At 42.6% G+C, this 18409-nt stretch carries 15 protein-coding genes, 16 tRNA genes and 2 rRNA genes; 1 reads left to right on the top strand and 32 read right to left on the bottom strand.

Annotated features, from left to right (window positions below):
* Positions 1-5: 5 nt before the first annotated feature.
* The 8 genes from purC to AC4CS8_RS00220 form a co-directional block, all read right to left on the bottom strand.
* Positions 6-713 carry a phosphoribosylaminoimidazolesuccinocarboxamide synthase gene (gene purC / locus AC4CS8_RS00255; RefSeq protein WP_493893067.1) on the bottom strand — a complete coding sequence of 236 codons (708 nt, stop codon included), beginning with the start codon at positions 711-713 and terminating at the stop codon, positions 6-8.
* Between the two features lie 117 nt (positions 714-830).
* Complete coding sequence (locus AC4CS8_RS00250; RefSeq protein ID WP_493893066.1) at positions 831-1079, bottom strand: phosphopantetheine-binding protein; 249 nt, start codon at positions 1077-1079, stop codon at positions 831-833.
* Entirely contained in the window at positions 1072-2079 is a 1008-nt protein-coding gene (gene plsX / locus AC4CS8_RS00245; protein ID WP_493893065.1) for a phosphate acyltransferase PlsX, read from the bottom strand. Before plsX ends, AC4CS8_RS00250 begins: the two co-directional genes overlap by 8 nt.
* 283 nt (positions 2080-2362) lie before the next feature.
* On the bottom strand, positions 2363-3133 hold the full coding sequence (locus AC4CS8_RS00240; protein WP_493893064.1) for a hypothetical protein: 771 nt from the start codon (positions 3131-3133) through the stop codon (positions 2363-2365).
* 1 nt (position 3134) lies between these two features.
* Entirely contained in the window at positions 3135-4010 is an 876-nt protein-coding gene (locus AC4CS8_RS00235) for an ABC transporter ATP-binding protein (RefSeq protein ID WP_493893063.1), read from the bottom strand.
* A gap of 27 nt (positions 4011-4037) precedes the next feature.
* Complete coding sequence (locus AC4CS8_RS00230) at positions 4038-4772, bottom strand: hypothetical protein (RefSeq protein ID WP_321056916.1); 735 nt, start codon at positions 4770-4772, stop codon at positions 4038-4040.
* Between the two features lie 322 nt (positions 4773-5094).
* Positions 5095-6510, bottom strand: a complete 1416-nt coding sequence (locus AC4CS8_RS00225; RefSeq protein WP_493893062.1) for a sensor histidine kinase — start codon at positions 6508-6510, stop codon at positions 5095-5097.
* Positions 6456-7190 (bottom strand): response regulator transcription factor, encoded by a 735-nt coding sequence (locus AC4CS8_RS00220; protein ID WP_493893061.1) that lies wholly within the window; start codon positions 7188-7190, stop codon positions 6456-6458. The genes AC4CS8_RS00225 and AC4CS8_RS00220 overlap by 55 nt, the downstream gene beginning before the upstream one ends.
* A 106-nt stretch (positions 7191-7296) precedes the next feature.
* Here AC4CS8_RS00220 and AC4CS8_RS00215 point away from each other — a divergent pair, with 106 nt between their 5' ends.
* The gene (locus AC4CS8_RS00215) at positions 7297-7638 is read left to right on the top strand and encodes a hypothetical protein (RefSeq protein ID WP_105209053.1); all 342 of its coding nucleotides are present in this window, start codon (positions 7297-7299) and stop codon (positions 7636-7638) included.
* Positions 7639-7649: 11 nt separating this feature from the next.
* On the opposite strand, the gene recO is transcribed toward AC4CS8_RS00215, so the two are convergent.
* The 24 genes from recO to AC4CS8_RS00095 all read right to left on the bottom strand — a co-directional run bounded on the left by recO (position 7650) and on the right by AC4CS8_RS00095 (position 18257).
* Positions 7650-8414 (bottom strand): DNA repair protein RecO, encoded by a 765-nt coding sequence (recO, locus tag AC4CS8_RS00210; protein ID WP_493893060.1) that lies wholly within the window; start codon positions 8412-8414, stop codon positions 7650-7652.
* Entirely contained in the window at positions 8401-9579 is a 1179-nt protein-coding gene (locus AC4CS8_RS00205; protein ID WP_493893059.1) for a pyridoxal phosphate-dependent aminotransferase, read from the bottom strand. The genes recO and AC4CS8_RS00205 overlap by 14 nt, the downstream gene beginning before the upstream one ends.
* A 182-nt stretch (positions 9580-9761) precedes the next feature.
* The gene (locus AC4CS8_RS00200; RefSeq protein WP_493893058.1) at positions 9762-10730 is read right to left on the bottom strand and encodes a ribose-phosphate diphosphokinase; all 969 of its coding nucleotides are present in this window, start codon (positions 10728-10730) and stop codon (positions 9762-9764) included.
* 126 nt (positions 10731-10856) lie between these two features.
* Positions 10857-12071: a peptidoglycan hydrolase PcsB gene (gene pcsB / locus AC4CS8_RS00195; RefSeq protein WP_493893057.1), complete on the bottom strand. Its 1215-nt coding sequence runs from the start codon at positions 12069-12071 to the stop codon at positions 10857-10859.
* A 101-nt stretch (positions 12072-12172) separates the two neighbouring features.
* Positions 12173-12667 (bottom strand): rod shape-determining protein MreD, encoded by a 495-nt coding sequence (gene mreD / locus AC4CS8_RS00190; RefSeq protein ID WP_321058409.1) that lies wholly within the window; start codon positions 12665-12667, stop codon positions 12173-12175.
* Positions 12664-13476, bottom strand: coding sequence for a rod shape-determining protein MreC (gene mreC / locus AC4CS8_RS00185; protein ID WP_493893056.1), 813 nt, complete (start codon positions 13474-13476; stop codon positions 12664-12666). The genes mreD and mreC overlap by 4 nt, the downstream gene beginning before the upstream one ends.
* 93 nt (positions 13477-13569) lie before the next feature.
* Positions 13570-13657: transfer RNA gene (locus tag AC4CS8_RS00180), tRNA-Ser, on the bottom strand.
* A gap of 13 nt (positions 13658-13670) precedes the next feature.
* A tRNA-Ile gene (locus AC4CS8_RS00175) sits at positions 13671-13744 on the bottom strand.
* A gap of 29 nt (positions 13745-13773) precedes the next feature.
* A tRNA-Phe gene (locus tag AC4CS8_RS00170) sits at positions 13774-13846 on the bottom strand.
* Between the two features lie 17 nt (positions 13847-13863).
* Positions 13864-13937: transfer RNA gene (locus tag AC4CS8_RS00165), tRNA-Met, on the bottom strand.
* Between the two features lie 12 nt (positions 13938-13949).
* Positions 13950-14039, bottom strand: a tRNA-Ser gene (locus tag AC4CS8_RS00160).
* 13 nt (positions 14040-14052) lie between these two features.
* Positions 14053-14126, bottom strand: a tRNA-Ile gene (locus AC4CS8_RS00155).
* Positions 14127-14142: 16 nt separating this feature from the next.
* Positions 14143-14216, bottom strand: a tRNA-Met gene (locus AC4CS8_RS00150).
* Positions 14217-14221: 5 nt separating this feature from the next.
* Positions 14222-14295 (bottom strand) — tRNA-Pro (locus AC4CS8_RS00145).
* Between the two features lie 49 nt (positions 14296-14344).
* A tRNA-Arg gene (locus tag AC4CS8_RS00140) sits at positions 14345-14418 on the bottom strand.
* A gap of 12 nt (positions 14419-14430) precedes the next feature.
* Positions 14431-14514 (bottom strand) — tRNA-Leu (locus AC4CS8_RS00135).
* 7 nt (positions 14515-14521) lie between these two features.
* A tRNA-Gly gene (locus AC4CS8_RS00130) sits at positions 14522-14593 on the bottom strand.
* 13 nt (positions 14594-14606) lie between these two features.
* Positions 14607-14679, bottom strand: a tRNA-Thr gene (locus AC4CS8_RS00125).
* A gap of 18 nt (positions 14680-14697) precedes the next feature.
* Positions 14698-14779 (bottom strand) — tRNA-Leu (locus tag AC4CS8_RS00120).
* Between the two features lie 3 nt (positions 14780-14782).
* Positions 14783-14855 (bottom strand) — tRNA-Lys (locus AC4CS8_RS00115).
* Positions 14856-14893: 38 nt separating this feature from the next.
* Positions 14894-14966: transfer RNA gene (locus AC4CS8_RS00110), tRNA-Asp, on the bottom strand.
* Between the two features lie 2 nt (positions 14967-14968).
* Positions 14969-15041, bottom strand: a tRNA-Val gene (locus AC4CS8_RS00105).
* Positions 15042-15045: 4 nt separating this feature from the next.
* Positions 15046-15161, bottom strand: a 5S ribosomal RNA gene (gene rrf / locus AC4CS8_RS00100).
* A gap of 191 nt (positions 15162-15352) precedes the next feature.
* Positions 15353-18257, bottom strand: a 23S ribosomal RNA gene (locus AC4CS8_RS00095).
* Positions 18258-18409: the final 152 nt, after the last annotated feature.

The raw sequence follows: 18409 nt of genomic DNA, 5'->3' as shown, positions 1-18409 counted from the left end.
AATCCTTATTTCACTTCTTGTAACTTTGCCAATACGACCTCGTAAACCTCGGTCAACTCCCCGAGACCCCGACGGAAAACATCCTTGTCCAGATGGTTGCCATCCGCATCCCACAAACGACAATTATCCGGAGAAAACTCATCCGCCAATAAAATCTGACCAGAAGAGTCAATCCCAAATTCTAGCTTGAAATCCACCAAAGTCAATCCAATCTGAGCAAACAAGTCCTTCAAGAACCCATTGATTCGTCTTGTTTCTTCCTTGATATAGGCAATTTCTTCTGAACTAGCTAGATTAAGAAAAGCAATATGTTCATCGTTTATAAAAGGATCGTCCAACTCATCTTTTTTATAGTAAAATTCCACGATAGGAGTAGATAAGGCAATTCCTTCTTCCACACCAAACCGTTTTGAGAAAGACCCAGCTGTCACATTTCGCAAAACAACCTCAAGAGGAATAATCTCCACCTTCTTATTCAACTGCTCCGTATCCGACAAGCGCTTGATAAAATGCGTCTGGACTCCCGCTTCATTCAACTTTTCAAAAATCAAAGAGGAAATCAGATTATTGAGCCGGCCCTTACCTACAATCTGTTCTTTCTTACCACCATTAAAAGCAGTCGCCTGATCCTTATAAACCGCAACAATCTGGTCACTATCAGCCGTAGCGTAGATATCTTTAGCTTTTCCTGAATAGAGAAGGTCTGTTTTCATTGAAATGTTCGCCTTTCATAAAATATTCTAGTCTTTTCGTTTATTCTAACACACAACATTCGCCTATACAAGAATTTTACGGTCTTTCAACTAAAAACAAAGAAAAACGCCCGTAAACTACGAACGTTTTTTTAATTCTTCATAAATAAAATCCACAATATCAGATAAGGTTTCAAATCGTTCAATGGCCGCATCCGGCACATCTACTCCGAACTCATCCTCTAAGGTCAGGACAAATTCCATAATTTCCACCGAATCTGCAGCAATATTATCTACCAAGGTAGACTCAGGTTGAACGTGGAAGTCTTCCCCCTTCTCATCCTGAATCAATTCAACAACCCGCTGATAAACCTGCTCTCTAGTCATGACTGTCCTCCACTACTGAAAATTTGGCAACTGATTTCTCCACAATACCGGCCTCCAAAATCGAACGCGTCTGCTTAATCGTATAGAAAATTGATTGAGCATCACTAGATCCGTGCGCCTTGATGACAGGTGCTTTCAGACCAAGCAAGACAGCACCGCCAGCCTTCTTATAGTCCATAGCACCCAATGCCTTTTTAAGAGTAGGCTTGACTAAAAGACCACCCAATTTAGCACGCAGACCACCATTCTTGATTGAGCCAGTCAACTGACCAACGATGGATTTTGCAGTTCCCTCAATGGTTTTCAGTACAGCGTTTCCCGTGAAACCATCCGTCACGACCACATCCGCCACGCTGTTAAGCAACTCACGCGCCTCCACATTACCGATAAAGTTGATGGACTTGTCTTCCGCCAAGAATTTATAGGCTTCTTGGTGAACTGGCGTTCCCTTGGTATCTTCCGTACCGTTGTTCAAAAGTCCTACACGAGGTTGCTTGACCCCACGCACGTGCTCCGCGTAAAATGAGCCAAGAATACCATACTGATAGAGGTGATGAGCTGTATTTTCAGCATTTGCCCCCAAGTCCATCATATCAAATCCCTTACCGTCCATAGTCGGCAAGGTAGACATAAGACCAGGACGGTCGATGTTCTTGATGCGACCGACGACAAAGACGCCTGCCGCCAACAGAGCACCTGTATTTCCAGCCGACAGGACCGCATCTGCCTGACCATCCTTGACAGCCTTGGTCGCTAGGACCATCGAAGCTTCTTTCTTCCGACGAATCGCCTTGACCGGCTCATCATCTGAATTGATTTTCTCCGTCGTATGGACGATACTGACACGCTCTGTCGCTGTCAAATACTGCTTGATTTTAGCCTCATCACCATAAAGTTGAATGTCAATGTCTGGAAAGGCAGACAAGGCTTGATTAACCCCCTCTACCACTGCCTGAGGGGCATTGTCCCCACCCATAGCATCTACTGCAATACGTTTCATCTATCTAGTTCCTTCACTTTAGTCTTAGGGATATTATAGCACGATTTTAACTTTTTTCCTATTATAGTCTTTTAGTTTACTTTTAGTACTAGGCAACGAGCCGCAGGCATAACTGGAGTTAGGCAAGGCGAGTTCAAACACTCCAGTGGAGTGTTTGAAGTTGGAAATAAGGAAACGACGTTTCCTCGCTCGTCGAAGTAATAAAAGAAAAACTAAATGACGATATTGAAAATAGCAAAGCAAAATAAATACCCTCTCTAATCACTAGAAAGGGCATAACACCTTAAAACTCCATCTTTTTAAAATACTTCAAGGTCAGATAGGCTAATACCGTCGAATAAACCAAAGTAACCAAAACAGATGTTCCTAATGTTGAAAACAGGCTTGCTCCTTCATACAAGGCATTAATATTACCAGTTGGAAAGAAGCTAGCCAAACCAAATACTGCTAAAATACTTGACCCAAGTGAGTAACCAAAGGCAACTGCCATAGTCGCTCCAACCCCTGAGTACAAGGAAACACAAGCAGCCAGTAAGACACAGACCAACATATCTAGCATACCACCAAGGATACTTTGAGCAAACCCTGCATTTTCATCCGCCAGATGATCCCAGAAACTCAAGGTTGCATAGTCCAAATGACCAATACGTGTGTAGTAATAAACTGCCATCACCAATAGAAAGATTCCTGTATAAATAAGGACAATCGTCACCAGACTCAAGACCTTGGCCCAAAAGATATCCTGACGCTTGATATCCTTATAGAGAAACATGGTATGGCTATCCGCCTCACCCTTGAAGACCGTATAGGTTAGATAGAAAAGGGCAAGGATAGGTAGAGTAAAGTCATTTGAAGACTTAAATAAACTACCAGTCAAAACTACAAATGAATAAAGATAGCCGTCACTTGCACCAGGCACCATGAAGTTGGAACCTTTTGGTAAAAAGGTTGAAGCCAGAAAAAGAGTCGGAAAGAGGAAGGCAAAGGCTAGGAAAATCTTGGTTTCCTTCCTCTTCCAAACACTGGCAAAAACAGGTTTAAAAATTGCTAACATACTATTCACCTCGACTAAAAATTTCTTTCAAGTGGTTTTCTTTTACATGAAGCTTGCTGATCAAGTTTTGACTAGCTAGGTAGGCTAGGACAGCATTGAGTTCTCCACTGCTTGCCTGAGTGGAAATCTCTAGGACATCCCCATCCAGAGTAATCGCCTCTGTCAAATAGGCTGAGAGAGCTTCCTTATCTGCTCTGCTATCAACCTCTACCAAGACACTCGGAGCTGACTGCCCAGCAAACTCATCTGCCAACTGACCTTTTTCGATATAGACATAACGCTCACAGAGAGCCTCCAACTCACCAAGCTGGTGACTGGAAATCAGCATAGAGATATTGCGTTCCTGTGACCAAGATTTGAGAATATCAATCAACTGTTGGACACCGACAGGGTCCAAGCCCACAAAAGGCTCATCCAAGATAAGGAAGTCTGGCTCTGCTACCATCGCAATAGCCAAGGCCGTCCGCTGTTTCATACCAAATGAGAAGCCTTTTGGTTTACGGTTGCGAGCCTCCCACAAATCTAAGAGCTTGAGAGTCTTTTCAATATTTGGAAACAGCTCTGTCCTACCATGCAAGGTCAGGTAAAACTTCAAATTATCAATAACCGACATCTCTGGATAGAAAACAGGGTCAATCATAATCCCAAAATCCTTGAGCAAGTTATCTGCCGTATGAATATCCACACCATTATAGGTAATGCTTCCTGTTGTCGGCTTGAGGGATTTGGCCATTAATTTCATCAAGGTCGATTTCCCAGCGCCGTTTTTACCGATTAGACCGACGATTTCACCTTTTTTAATCTCCAAACTCACATCTTTTAATGAGTAAAAGTCATTTCCAGTAAATTGTTTAGATAGGTTCTTGATTGTAAGCATTGTTATTCTCTCTTTCTTAGGTATCTTTTAATATTCAATTTTTTCAAAATTCTTGCGTGCCGAACGATAAGCCAATCCAAAATATAGCAGGATCAAACCTAGACTAATAGCAAGGGCAAGTCCAAATGGAAACTGTCCAGCCAGTTTGGTCGCATAGGTCTGTGGGAAAGTATAGCGAAAACCATTTAAAAGTGGAGCAATTTGAGCAAAAAGGTTAAAAAGTACCCCAGTCAAGACAGCCATTATGGTTGTTCGCTTGATAGATACTGCCGCTACCAGACTAAGCAAAATCAGATTTAAACCAATCATCGTCAAGATATAGAGCAAACTATAAGCAGCTTGATGAGCAGGAAGCCAGTGAAAACCATATCGGGGAGCAATGGTAACGACATAGGTCAGACTAGCGATAAGGACTGTCCCTAAGAAATAAATCACATAGACAGCAAAGAGACTGAGTAACTTGGCGTGAAGAATGCTGGATTTCTTGATATCCTTGTAAAGAAACAGGATTCCTGAACCAATCTCATCACGAAAGACCGATGATACGATAAAGCCCATAATTAAGGCAGGTAAGACCAGCTGGAATTGCAACTCCAAAGCCGACACGATAAAGGAAAGCCAACTACTTGCCACATCTGTGTTGATTTGAGCTCCTATACCAGCCAAGCTAGATACTAGCAAGGGCAAAAAGGCAAAGGCTAAAAGAATATTCACATCACGTCTTTTAAAAACGGATTGAAATACTGAAGGAAACAGATTCATAATTTAACTCCTTAGGATTACTACTCAATGAAAATCAAAATCAGGCTAGCTCCAAAGGTTTGGGGAACCTTTGGAGGTTGGAAATAGAGCGAACATCGTTCGTGTCTATACGGCGCAGATAGAACTCTGTTACTTTTCATATTTTCAAGTAACAGGCTGAAAACCTCCACTGGAGCTTTTCAGTCATCAAATCAAGTCAACAACGCCTGATTTTGATTTTCGAAGAGTATTGATTTGTTTTACAAGAAGAGTATAACCCAAAAGAGCAATAAAAAATGACCACTCTAATGAATGGTCGTTTATTTGTCATGAACGGTAAATATTATGTTTTAACCGTATGTGGCACATGTAGTTCTTGACGGAATCGAAAAGCCTGACTAGTCGTCACCAGTCTACAAGACGGATAGTGTGACAGGATTTTCTGTACATTGGCCAAACCAATCCCTCGCCCCTCTCCCTTGCTGGATTTCCCATAAGAAAAGATAGATTTTGTCTGAATCCGTTCTTCTGCTGTGCTATTTTCGATGATAAGAATTTTTTCACCTTGGTCTTCAAAATAGGCCACAAGCAGACTCTTCTCAGCTGACAAACTGGCTGCCTCTATGGCATTGTCTAAAAAGATTGATAAGATGTTCACCATATCCAGCAATTCGATTCCTACTGGAGCGGTACTGGCTTCTTCTATCTCAACGGTCAGCTGAATCCCCCGACTTTGAGCCTCCATCAGCTTAGCAGATAAAATACTTTTCATCGCAGTATTATCCAGATGAGCTAGATTTCCAATATCATAGGCATCTTGATAAAATTTCTGGTCTGTCCCTGCTAAAACCGTTTGATAGATAGCCCTGATTTCACTGACATCTTCCTGCTTGATAGCTTCATTGAGACTGACCAAGATATTGGTATAATCATGTCGAAAACTTCTAATGTCCTTATACAGGCTTTCCACATGCTGACTGTAGTCTTCTAAAGAAGATAATTGAGCATCCTTGGCTTCCTGCAATTCCTCAGTCAACTGCTCTTTTAGCTTGGTATTGAGGAAAAAGAGACTACCGATAAAGTAAGCAAAATAAATCTTAATAAAATCTAGATAAACCTGACTGTCCCCTATGCCAATAGCTACCGAAAAGTCCATTTCGCCTACTGATTGCCCAAAAACGAGCAATGCATGCACCACAACAACATAGAAGAGCATAGAATAAATTAGGTTCTTGAGACTCTTTTTAAACTTAGGGTAAGCAAAAACCTTCTTCATGTGCTGAAAATCAATTCCCAGCAAACGGATAAAGGTCCGATAAAAAGGAATAAAGAGCAAAAGGACCACTACCACAAAGAGAATATCAAGCCATTCCAGACGTGTCTGCCATAGTTGAAAGGTTGTCCACTTAAGCTGGTAAATCCCAAAGGTTCGCTGAAATAAATCAACTAAGACAAAAGGTGCCAAACCGTAAAACAAGGCTTGAGACCAAGTCCAAGACCGTTGAAATATCAAAAGATAGACCAAGAAATAAAAGGGTTCAAGGTAAGGAACACTGTCTGGAAAAAGGAGGAATAATCCCGAGAATAGACCTGAGAAAACAAACAATCGCCACCATTTCAAGCTCAGCTGACTCAACTGATTAAAAACTCCAAGCTTGATAAACCAGTCGATGAAGGACACTAGAAATACTAAACCAATAGCCATCATTTCCCTACCCTTTCCAGCAAACCTTTCAGTTTCATCCGAGAGACCAAGCAAGATTCCTCCTGTTCAAAATACACCATCCGCTCCACAGCATCCACACGAAGAATATTAGCAGGATTAACTACATAAGCCCGATGACTCTGGTACAATCGTTCATCCGTTTTAGCAATATCTGACACCTTGCCATAAAACTCTGTATGACCTGACTTGGTTGTCAAGATGACCTTATGAGGCGTTGAAGAGGTTTCAAAATACAAAATATCTGAAAAAGGAACTTGAATCTGAGAAAACTCACTCTTGAAAACAAAAGCATCATCGCTCACAGTCTGACTGATATGACTATAAGCATGTTGGAGAACATCTGCCACCGCTTCTTTAAAGGCAGGCTCATCCAACCCCTTATCAATAAAATCAAGAGCTGACACACGGTATTTATAGGTCAAAGGCATAAATTCCGAATGCGTCGTCACAAAAACAATCACAGCATGCGGATCACGCGCTCTTATCTCCCGTGCAATCTCCATCCCTTTCTTCTCCTCACCTCTAATCTCAATATCTAGGAAAAAGAGCTGATGATTTCCAGTCTCTGTCACAGCCTCTAATAACTGCTGAGGTTTACCAAACACTTCCAAGGTCTTGTAGGCAACATCACTCGTTTTTACAACTTCCTCAATCGCCTGCTCCAACCTAGCCTGTTGCATAAAATCATCTTCCAAGATAAAAATCCGTAACATCTCATCCCCCATTCATGACAAAATAAAGACTGTTCATGACAGCTCCACCCCATTTTCTCTAAAATCTCCTATACTAAGATAAATCAAAGAAAGGAAAGGAACCTACATGATCTATATCCTAAAACCATTCTTCTATCCAAACACGATAGAAAGGATTTTAAACCAACTTGGGCGACCCTTCCAAGTCAAACACAAGGAAGATTTTCCCGTCGCCCATCAAATTAACTACTATTTTATCATAAATACCCCTCAAAACATATTCTGGGATGGAATGAAGGTAGCAAAAACCATTCGCCAGCGAGATGACACTGGACAACTCATCCTGATTGATGAAGAGCCTGACTACCAAGTCTGCTTCCGAAGCCACCTCTCCTTCCTAGCTGTCCTGACACCACACCAAGCCCAAACAGAATTAACGGATTATCTACAAAACAGCCCTCTCCATTGAGAAGGCTGTTCTTATTCTTCTGACTTCATAATCTGCCCCCAAGAAGACAAATCATCTATAAATTTCTTGGATTTCAAGTGTATGCCCACATATTCTTCATACAACTGGTCAATAAAAAGCCGTAATTTTCGCTTCATCTCAGGCTTGATGGAAATGGTTTCCAGCTCATCAAAGGAAATAGCCTGAAATTGATCAAGTAGATAGGGAACATTGGGATCCAGATAAGCCCGTCGCTCATCTTGTTGATAGTGTTGCGGACACAAGACACCGCTGTACTTGTAGGAATAGTCAAAAGGCAAGCCAACCCGATGACAAAAAGCACACTCGTGAAAATTCAGACTGATCCCAAATCGTCCCAAGAGCTGAATTTCAAAGATATTGGTCAAAATTTCATAGTCCAAACCCGACTCCATCAAGTCTAAAGTCTTGACCAAAAATGCAAAGAGAGCTGAGTCATAGACCTTGTCCTGCAAGGCAGCATCTGCCAAGGCTAAAATATAGGTAGCATAGCTAAGCTTGAAAATATCACCGTTAATACTCTTAAATGGCTGTACCTGATGAAAATCTTCGATATAAGACAGACCATCATCATTGATTTTAACGATAAAATCCGCATAAGTCAAAGGTTGGATAGAAGCTACCAGCTTGGACTTAGAGGCATGTTTCACGAAAAACATTCGCTTACCAGCCTTCTCCGTAAAAATCTTGACTAGCTTATCATCTTCTCGAAAATTCCGATTGTAAAGGACTAAGCCCCTGGTTTCAATTCGTTCCATTTTCTTCTAGATATTCCTTCAAACGAGCCATAGCGGTTTGAATTTTCTCCATACTTGCTGCATAGGAAATACGCACATAGCCCTCACCATACTGACCAAAGGCAGCACCTGGAATAAAGGCCACTGCTTTCTTTCTCGCAAAATCCTGTAAAAAGCTGAAGGAGTCTTGGTTGTAACCTGCAGGGATTTTGGCAAAGATGTAAAAAGCACCGTCAGGCTTGATAATCTTAAAGCCCAAGTCCGTCATCTTTTCGATAATGTAATCCCGACGTTTAACATACTCCGCCCGCATCGGTAGAGCATCATCCTTACCATTTTTCAATGCCTCGACCGCGCCATACTGCATAGCAGTTGACGCTGCAGTTACCAGATATTGATGGCTCTTAATGATTTGAGCGATAATTGGAGCTTGACTCATAATCAAACCAATCCGCCAACCTGTCATGGCATGGGACTTGGACAAACCCTGAATCAAGATTGTTTGTCCTGGTAAAAATTCAGCAATTGATGTATGAGGCTCGCCTGTATAGGTCAACTCGGCATATACCTCATCCGAAAGAACAAAGACAGGATACTTACGCAAGACATCCGCAAAGGCCTGAATCTGCTCACGAGAGTAAGTCACACCCGTTGGATTGGCAGGATAATTGAGAATAACAGCCTTCAACTTATCACCCTGCTCAATAATCGCCTCTTCCAACATCTCCGGTGTCAAAACAAAATCATTAGCAGTCGTATCAATCTCAACGATATCAGCGCCCACCATATTGACAATTGGTTCATAACCAGGATAGGCAGGGGCAGGTAGAAGCACCGTATCTCCAGCTTCTAAAATAGCAACTAGGCTTGCTGACAAAGCCTCTGTCGCACCAATGGTTGATAAAATTTCTGTTTCAGGATTGTAAGTCAGATTGTATTTTTCAGCAACAAACTCCGCCGCAGCTTGACGTAATTCCAGCAAACCAGCCATACCGGTGTAATAGCTCTTATTGGCATCAATAGCAGCCTTGGCTGCTTCTTTTACATGGTCAGGCGTTGTAAAATCAGGCTCTCCCAAAGTTAATTTTAAAATCCCAGGCACATCCGAAATGGATTGATCAAACTGACGAATCATAGAAACCTCAATACGATCCAAATTCTTATTAAAACGATTACGCATATCCATAGCAACACCTCTTGAAAGTCATAATTGTATTCGAACTAAAAAGCTTGTGATTTAGATAAATCCACTTGAAGTCCCACCGACTTCCACACAGATTTCCTAAAATCATACGCTTTTCTTAATGTTCTCATTACTTATATAAGAACATTATACCAAAAAGAAGAGCCTTGCGACTCTTCCAACTATTATTTGGCAATCTTTGTTTCAAACAAAGGAGATAATGGACGTTTTTCGTGAATACGAATAATGGCATCTGCCAATAAATCTGCTGTGGAAATATGCTCAATCTTATCAATCAACCGGTCCTCAGGAATTTCAATCGTATCCAGGACAACTAATTTTTCAATCGCTGACTTAGTAATATTATCCATAGCAGGCCCTGATAAAACAGGGTGGGTACAAGATGCATAAACTGCTGTCGCACCTGCTTCTGCCAAGGCATCTGCTGCATGGCAAATCGTTCCAGCAGTATCAATCATATCATCAATCAAGATACAAGTTTTACCCTCGATATTTCCAATGATATTCATAACCTCTGAAGTATTCATCTTGTCCACACTACGACGCTTGTCAATAATAGCAATCGGTGTTTTCAAAAACTGTGCCAACTTACGAGCCCGTGTCACACCACCATGGTCAGGTGAAACGACAACATAACCTTCACCAGTCATGCCACGACGCTCAAAGTAATCAGCAATCAGTGGTGCTCCCATTAAATGATCCACTGGAATATCAAAAAATCCCTGAATTTGCGCAGCATGCAAATCAATCGTTAATAAACGATTCACACCAGCTGTTTCTAGCATATTAGCTACCAATTTTGACGTGATTGGCTCACGTGCACGTGCCTTCCGATCCTGACGTGCATACCCATAATACGGTACAACAACATTTATCGACTCAGCCGATGCCCTTTTCAAAGCATCTACCATAATCAAAATTTCCATCAAATTATCATTTACAGGTGAGCTTGTTGATTGAAGAATAAAAACGTGGCTTCCACGAATTGATTCTTCAATATTTACCTGAATTTCACCATCTGAAAACTGACGAACACTAGATTTCCCTAAAGGAATGCCAATTTTTTTTGCTACTTTTTCAGCTAACTGCTTATTCGACGAAAGAGCGAACAACTTTAAGTTGGTAAACGCCATGATAGCCTCCTAAATCTTTCTACTTAACTATTTTAACGCTTTTTGAAACAATTTTCAAACAAAAATGAAAGAAGTATCAAAGCAATTTTAACATAAAAAATCCTTGGCCTAAACCAAGGATTCATTTTATGGATAAATATAACCTGTAACCCCGTCTGCTGCTGGATTAAACCAACCACGGAAGTTAGAAACGTATTGATTCCCTGCATAGTTTGATTCCACAACTTGGATTTGAGAACCATTTACAGCTGTTACCACTGCCACGTGTCCGTATGCACCAGAAGTCCATACTGCTACTGCACCAACTTGAGGTGTTGAACCCGTACGGAAACCTGCTGCAGAGGCAGAGTAGAGCCACTGATTCGCATTACCCCAGTAGTTACCAACCCAAGGAGCCGCCTGCTTAGCACCCCATGTACATTGACCAACCGGATAGGTGTTGCTTGAATCCGTTACAGTTGGTGGGGTGTAAGTCGTAGTGGTTCCAGTGCTTGTTGAACCAGTATCTGAAGTTGTAGTGCTTCCAGTACTTGTTGAACCAGTATTTGAAGTCGTAGTTGTCACAGCTGGTTGAACTGGTGTAACCACTGCTGCTTGTTGTTGCGCAATTGCTTGTTGTTGTGCTTGATATGCTGCTGCTGCTTCTGCTGCTGCCCTAGCTTCTGCTTCTGCCGCTGCTTTTTGCTCTAATAAAGCATTCTTTTCACTTTCAACAGTTGCTTTTTGTGCTTCAAGATTCAATTGAGCAACTTTCAAGTCTGCCTGTTGTGTTTTCAGCTCCTGTGCCTTAGTATCCAAGGTTTTCCAGTTAGCCTCAACAGTATTGATTGCCTCTTGGTTAGCTTTTTGCTTCTCAGCAATCGCTTCTTTATCTGCTTTTTGTTGCTCAAGCATGCGATTGTTTGCAGATACGATTTCACGCATCGCATTTACACGTGTTACTGCATCAACTAAGTTCTTAGAGTCCAAAACAGTATTGATGTAGCTAGTCGCTGAACCATCTACCTGTGCACTTCGTGCTTGCTCTTTCAATACTTCATCACGTGATACAATATCTGCAGCTAACTTTTGAATTTCTTCGCTAAGTGCTTTTGATTCTGCTTCCAGCTTCTCGTTTTCAGCTGTTAAAGCTGCTTGTTCAGCAAGAATTGCATCAACATTTGCTTGGATTTTATCTACTTCTGCTTGCGCTGCTGCTTGCTGATTCGCGATTTCAGTCAATTGACTATCTTTAGCTGCAATTTGGCTATCTGTATCATCCGCATGAACAAGTGTCAAAGTACTTGTACTAGTTAATACAATGGTACTTAACAATAATGTCGCCAAAACTTTTTTCTTCATAACGTAGTGTAACTCCTCTATTCTTTCTGACCATTCCATTTTATCAAAAAAAATGCGTAGATATATTACGCATTTATTACATTTTTATTTCTTATTTGTAATTACAAATCGTTTTTAAACAACGGGTAAAAAATAAGGAGAATAAATAGATTGTATAATAAGCTTGGTAGTAACTTATAAACAACGAATATAAACATAGAGAGATTCGTCAATTGAAATAAGCGTGCTAATACAAAACTTGTAAATTCAAAGCCAAAAATCATAACACCTAATATCATCAGACTAGTCCAACGATTTAAATGAACATTTGTAGTAAAATAATATACCATATAAATAATTAAAGGAAACAATGTAGTAGATATCCCCAAAATATTTAAATAGTAAATATCATAAACTATACCTAACATAGAAAATAGAATGATAGTATATGTTAAATTTATTTTATCTATAATATACATTCCAACAATGAGTAATAAATGACTTGTGATGGATACTGTACTAGGTGCTAAATTACTCAATAAGGTAGATATTTGAGCATCTAATAAAAAAACTGTAAATAAAACTATAGGAGCTAAGTAGTTAGAATATTTTTTCATCCTACATTCCCCACTACTAAAACTGAGTAAATATTGGAAAAATTAGCTGTTGGTGACACAAATATTTCTTTATTTGTTGTTCCACTGTTTGTTTTTACTGAACTAACTTTTCCTACTTGTAGATTCGAAGGAATCGTACCAGCTAAATCGCTAGTCACTACATTGCTTCCTTCTGGAATATCTACTGTACTATTCAGCTGACTCACGACAAAACTCCCTGTATCTGTATCGTATCCACTTAATATTCCATAAATATCTTCATTATTCACTGACAAGCGGACGGGGATTTTTGTAAAATTATCAGCTTTCGATAGCAATTTTACATCTGCAGCATTTGGATATACATCTGTAACGATACCAATAAGCCCACCATCAGACATGACCAACATATCTGAAACAATTCCTTGATTACTTCCAATAGAAATAGTTAATTGATCATCCCAAGCAACAGGTGTTCTTACTGAAACTAAAGCTGAAATCATTGTTTTTTCAGCATATTGTTGAGAAATCTCTAGATTTTTTCTGAGACTATCGTTTTCATTGAGCAAAGTATCTACTTCTGCAACTTGAGCTTCCAAACTAGCAATTGTCTGCTTTAATCTCTTATTTTCGTCATAAGCATCTAAAAGGTCTACAATACTATCTTTTTGAGCTGAGAAAAACTGCACAGGCTTAGCAAAAACACTGTTAATACCTGAAATACTTGAATTGATTCCGTCTGAAATAAAAGGAATTTGTACACCATTTTGAACAGTAAAAAAAAGTAACGATAAAGAAGTAACTACAAATATAGAACTAACAACAATCAATCGAGAAAACTTAACCATGATAGATTAATAGGCCCTTTCAAGAATTTCATACAATAAAACGAGAATATCCTTCGATAATCTCGTTTAACGATACGGAGAATAAGGGATTCGAACCCTTGCGCCAGTTACCCGACCTAACGATTTAGCAAACCGTCCTCTTCAGCCTCTTGAGTAATTCTCCATTATATATGATATGGGCACGAGTGGAATCGAACCACCGACCTCACGCTTATCAGGCGTGCGCTCTAACCATCTGAGCTACGCGCCCAAGTAAAATTTACTTGGCTTTATTTCCAATGGCGCGAGACGGAATCGAACCGCCGACACATGGAGCTTCAATCCATTGCTCTACCAACTGAGCTACCGAGCCATCTCCACAATAGGATATTGCGGGAGCAGGATTTGAACCTACGACCTTCGGGTTATGAGCCCGACGAGCTACCTAGCTGCTCCATCCCGCGATATTAAAAATAAGGAGGATGTGGGATTCGAACCCACGCACGCTTTTACACGCCTGACGGTTTTCAAGACCGTTCCCTTCAGCCGGACTTGGGTAATCCTCCATTATCCGAAAAATGGACCTTGTAGGACTTGAACCTACGACCGCTCGGTTATGAGCCGAGAGCTCTAACCAGCTGAGCTAAAGGTCCAGCACAAATAAAAATATAGCGGCGAAGGGGATCGAACCCCCGACCTCCCGGGTATGAACCGGACGCTCTAGCCAGCTGAGCTACACCGCCAAACATCGGGAAGACAGGATTCGAACCTGCGACACCTTGGTCCCAAACCAAGTACTCTACCAAGCTGAGCTACTTCCCGATATCATTAAAAATAAACCTCCCCTAATGTACACACATTAAGCGAGTCATGCACCCTAGAGGAGTCGAACCTCTAACCGCCTGATTCGTAGTCAGGTACTCTATCCAATTGAGCTAAGGGTGCTTACTATATCTATGCCGAGGACCGGAATCGAACCGGTACGATGTTGCCATCGCAGGATTTTAAGTCCTGTGCGTCTGCCAGTTCCGCCACCCCGGCCTCTCAAAGCGAACGACGGGATTCGAACCCGCGACCCCCACCTTGGCAAGGTGGTGTTCTACCACTGAACTACGTTCGCAATCTTTTCCTAATGCCGGCTACATGACTTGAACACGCGACCCTCTGATTACAAATCAGATGCTCTACCAACTGAGCTAAGCCGGCAAATTTATATTTTCTTTATGCGGGTTAAGGGACTTGAACCCCCACGCCCGAAAGCGCCAGATCCTAAATCTGGTGCGTCTGCCAATTCCGCCAAACCCGCATATGACTCGTGCTGGGCTCGAACCAGCGACCCATTGATTAAAAGTCAATTGCTCTACCAACTGAGCTAACGAGTCTAAATCAATGTTATTTCCTTCAATTCTTTTAAATTGAACGGTCCCGACGGGAATCGAACCCGCGATCTTCGCCGTGACAGGGCGACGTGATAACCGCTACACTACGGGACCTATGGGAGTTAACGGGATCGAACCGCTGACCCTCTGCTTGTAAGGCAGATGCTCTCCCAGCTGAGCTAAACTCCCTTTCGCTAAGCGACTCCCTTATCTCACAGGGGGCAACCCCCAACTACTTCAGGCGTGCTAGGGCTTAACTGCTGTGTTCGGCATGGGTACAGGTGTATCTCCTAGGCTATCGTCACTTAACTATTGAGTCTTGTCAACTCAAAATTGAATATCTATATTCTAACAAGATTAACCACGCTTGTCAATATTGACTGGTGAGTAATTGTATTCAGGCTAAATTCTTAGTGAAAAAGATAAACTTCCTAGAGTCTGTTGACTCTGCCTCAGTTTCCTATTTTCATACAGAATTTTTAACGCCTTCATTACTTACTTTGGATAAGTCCTCGAGCGATTAGTATTGGTCCGCTACATGTGTCGCCACACTTCCACTTCCAACCTATCTACCTGATCTTCTCTCAGGGCTCTTACTAACATAAAGTTATGGGAAATCTCATCTTGAGGTGGGTTTCACACTTAGATGCTTTCAGCGTTTATCCCTTCCCTACATAGCTACCCAGCGATGCCTCTGGCGAGACAACTGGTACACCAGCGGTAAGTCCACTCTGGTCCTCTCGTACTAGGAGCAGATCCTCTCAAATTTCCTACGCCCGCGACGGATAGGGACCGAACTGTCTCACGACGTTCTGAACCCAGCTCGCGTGCCGCTTTAATGGGCGAACAGCCCAACCCTTGGGACCGACTACAGCCCCAGGATGCGACGAGCCGACATCGAGGTGCCAAACCTCCCCGTCGATGTGAACTCTTGGGGGAGATAAGCCTGTTATCCCCAGGGTAGCTTTTATCCGTTGAGCGATGGCCCTTCCATACGGAACCACCGGATCACTAAGCCCGACTTTCGTCCCTGCTCGAGTTGTAGCTCTCGCAGTCAAGCTCCCTTATACCTTTACACTCTGCGACTGATTTCCAACCAGTCTGAGGGAACCTTTGGGCGCCTCCGTTACCTTTTAGGAGGCGACCGCCCCAGTCAAACTGCCCGTCAGACACTGTCTCCGATAGGGATAACCTATCTGGGTTAGAGTAGCCATAACACAAGGGTAGTATCCCAACAACGCCTCCGTCGAAACTGACGTCCCGACTTCAATGGCTCCTACCTATCCTGTACATGCGGTACAGATACTCAATATCAAACTGCAGTAAAGCTCCATGGGGTCTTTCCGTCCTGTCGCGGGTAACCTGCATCTTCACAGGTACTAAAATTTCACCGAGTCTCTCGTTGAGACAGTGCCCAAATCATTACGCCTTTCGTGCGGGTCGGAACTTACCCGACAAGGAATTTCGCTACCTTAGGACCGTTATAGTTACGGCCGCCGTTTACTGGGGCTTCAATTCAGATCTTCGCTTGCGCTAAACCCTCCTCTTAACCTTCCAGCACCGGGCAGGCGTCACCCCCTATACATCATCTTACGATTTAGCAGAGAGCTGTGTTTTTGATAAACAGTTGCTTGGGCCTATTCACTGCGGCTCAGTCTAGCTGAGCACCCCTTCTCCCGAAGTTACGGGGTCATTTTGCCGAGTTCCTTAACGAGAGTTCTCTCGCTCACCTGAGGCTACTCGCCTCGACTACCTGTGTCGGTTTGCGGTACGGGTAGAGTATGATACATCGCTAGAAGCTTTTCTCGGCAGTGTGACGTCACTAACTTCGCTACTTAACTTCGCTCCCCATCACAGCTCAATGTTATAGATACAAGCATTTGACTCATATCACACCTCACTGCTTAGACGGGCTCTTCCAATCGCCCGCTTTAGTTAGCCTACTGCGTCCCTCCATCACTTCATACTCTAGTACAGGAATATCAACCTGTTGGCCATCGGATACACCCTTCGGTCTCTCCTTAGGTCCCGACTAACCCAGGGCGGACGAGCCTTCCCCTGGAAACCTTAGTCTTACGGTGGATGGGATTCTCACCCATCTTGCGCTACTCATACCGGCATTCTCACTTCTATGCGTTCCAGCACTCCTCACGGTATACCTTCTTCACACATAGAACGCTCTCCTACCATAACACCTTAGTGTTATCCACAGCTTCGGTAAATTGTTTTAGCCCCGGTACATTTTCGGCGCAGGGTCACTCGACTAGTGAGCTATTACGCACTCTTTGAATGAATAGCTGCTTCTAAGCTAACATCCTAGTTGTCTGTGCAACCCCACATCCTTTTCCACTTAACAATTATTTTGGGACCTTAGCTGGTGGTCTGGGCTGTTTCCCTTTCGACTACGGATCTTAGCACTCGCAGTCTGACTGCCGATCATGAATCATTGGCATTCGGAGTTTATCTGAAATCAGTAAACCGAGATGGCCCCCTCATCCAAACAGTGCTCTACCTCCAAGATTCTTACATATCGACGCTAGCCCTAAAGCTATTTCGGAGAGAACCAGCTATCTCCAAGTTCGTTTGGAATTTCTCCGCTACCCACAAGTCATCCAAGCACTTTTCAACGTGCCCTGGTTCGGTCCTCCAGTGCGTCTTACCGCACCTTCAACCTGCTCATGGGTAGGTCACATGGTTTCGGGTCTACGACATAATACTAATCCGCCCTATTAAGACTCGGTTTCCCTACGGCTCCGTCTCTTCAACTTAACCTCGCATCATATCGTAACTCGCCGGTTCATTCTACAAAAGGCACGCTCTCACCCATTAACGGGCTCGAACTTGTTGTAGGCACACGGTTTCAGGTTCTATTTCACTCCCCTTCCGGGGTACTTTTCACCTTTCCCTCACGGTACTGGTTCACTATCGGTCACTAGAGAGTATTTAGGGTTGGGAGATGGTCCTCCCAGATTCCGACGAGATTTCGCGTGTCTCGCCGTACTCAGGATACTGCTAGGTATAAAGACTATTTCGAATACGAGGCTATTACTCTCTTTGGCCTACCTTCCCAGGTAGTTCTTCTATAATCTTTAAGTCCACATTGCAGTCCTACAACCCCAGAGAGTAAACTCTCTGGTTTGCCCTCCTGCCGTTTCGCTCGCCGCTACTAAGGCAATCGCTTTTGCTTTCTCTTCCTGCAGCTACTTAGATGTTTCAGTTCACTGCGTCTTCCTCCTCACCACCTTAACAGTGATGGGTGACAGGCATCAACCTGCCGGGTTCCCCCATTCGGACACCCCTGGATCATTGCTTACTTACAGCTCCCCAAGGCATTTCGTCGTTAGTCACGTCCTTCTTCGGCTTCTAGTGCCAAGGCATCCACCGTGCGCCCTTATTAACTTAACCTTATTAACCTAATTTTTTTAAAATTAGAAAACTCATTAAATATTCACAGCGTTTTCGGTTTATTTTCTTGTTACTATTTCTATACGTACTGTTACATACGTTTAGGAATGTTTGATAGATATTCAATTTTCAATGGACAAGTTTAACAACTT

Source organism: Streptococcus sp. NSSLK0004 (genome assembly GCF_059039125.1).
Note: the sequence above shows the minus strand (reverse complement) of the source record. Positions and strands in the feature narration are given on the sequence as shown.

Excerpts from the sequence above, each read along its gene's own strand:
- purC (WP_493893067.1), bottom strand. The coding sequence starts at position 713 with ATGAAAACAGACCTTCTCTATTCAGGAAAAGCTAAAGATATCTACGCT.
- AC4CS8_RS00250 (WP_493893066.1), bottom strand. The coding sequence starts at position 1,079 with ATGACTAGAGAGCAGGTTTATCAGCGGGTTGTTGAATTGATTCAGGAT.
- plsX (WP_493893065.1), bottom strand. The coding sequence starts at position 2,079 with ATGAAACGTATTGCAGTAGATGCTATGGGTGGGGACAATGCCCCTCAG.
- AC4CS8_RS00240 (WP_493893064.1), bottom strand. The coding sequence starts at position 3,133 with ATGTTAGCAATTTTTAAACCTGTTTTTGCCAGTGTTTGGAAGAGGAAG.
- AC4CS8_RS00235 (WP_493893063.1), bottom strand. The coding sequence starts at position 4,010 with ATGCTTACAATCAAGAACCTATCTAAACAATTTACTGGAAATGACTTT.
- AC4CS8_RS00230 (WP_321056916.1), bottom strand. The coding sequence starts at position 4,772 with ATGAATCTGTTTCCTTCAGTATTTCAATCCGTTTTTAAAAGACGTGAT.
- AC4CS8_RS00220 (WP_493893061.1), bottom strand. The coding sequence starts at position 7,190 with ATGTTACGGATTTTTATCTTGGAAGATGATTTTATGCAACAGGCTAGG.
- AC4CS8_RS00215 (WP_105209053.1), top strand. The coding sequence starts at position 7,297 with ATGATCTATATCCTAAAACCATTCTTCTATCCAAACACGATAGAAAGG.
- recO (WP_493893060.1), bottom strand. The coding sequence starts at position 8,414 with ATGGAACGAATTGAAACCAGGGGCTTAGTCCTTTACAATCGGAATTTT.
- AC4CS8_RS00205 (WP_493893059.1), bottom strand. The coding sequence starts at position 9,579 with ATGGATATGCGTAATCGTTTTAATAAGAATTTGGATCGTATTGAGGTT.
- AC4CS8_RS00200 (WP_493893058.1), bottom strand. The coding sequence starts at position 10,730 with ATGGCGTTTACCAACTTAAAGTTGTTCGCTCTTTCGTCGAATAAGCAG.
- pcsB (WP_493893057.1), bottom strand. The coding sequence starts at position 12,071 with ATGAAGAAAAAAGTTTTGGCGACATTATTGTTAAGTACCATTGTATTA.
- mreD (WP_321058409.1), bottom strand. The coding sequence starts at position 12,667 with ATGAAAAAATATTCTAACTACTTAGCTCCTATAGTTTTATTTACAGTT.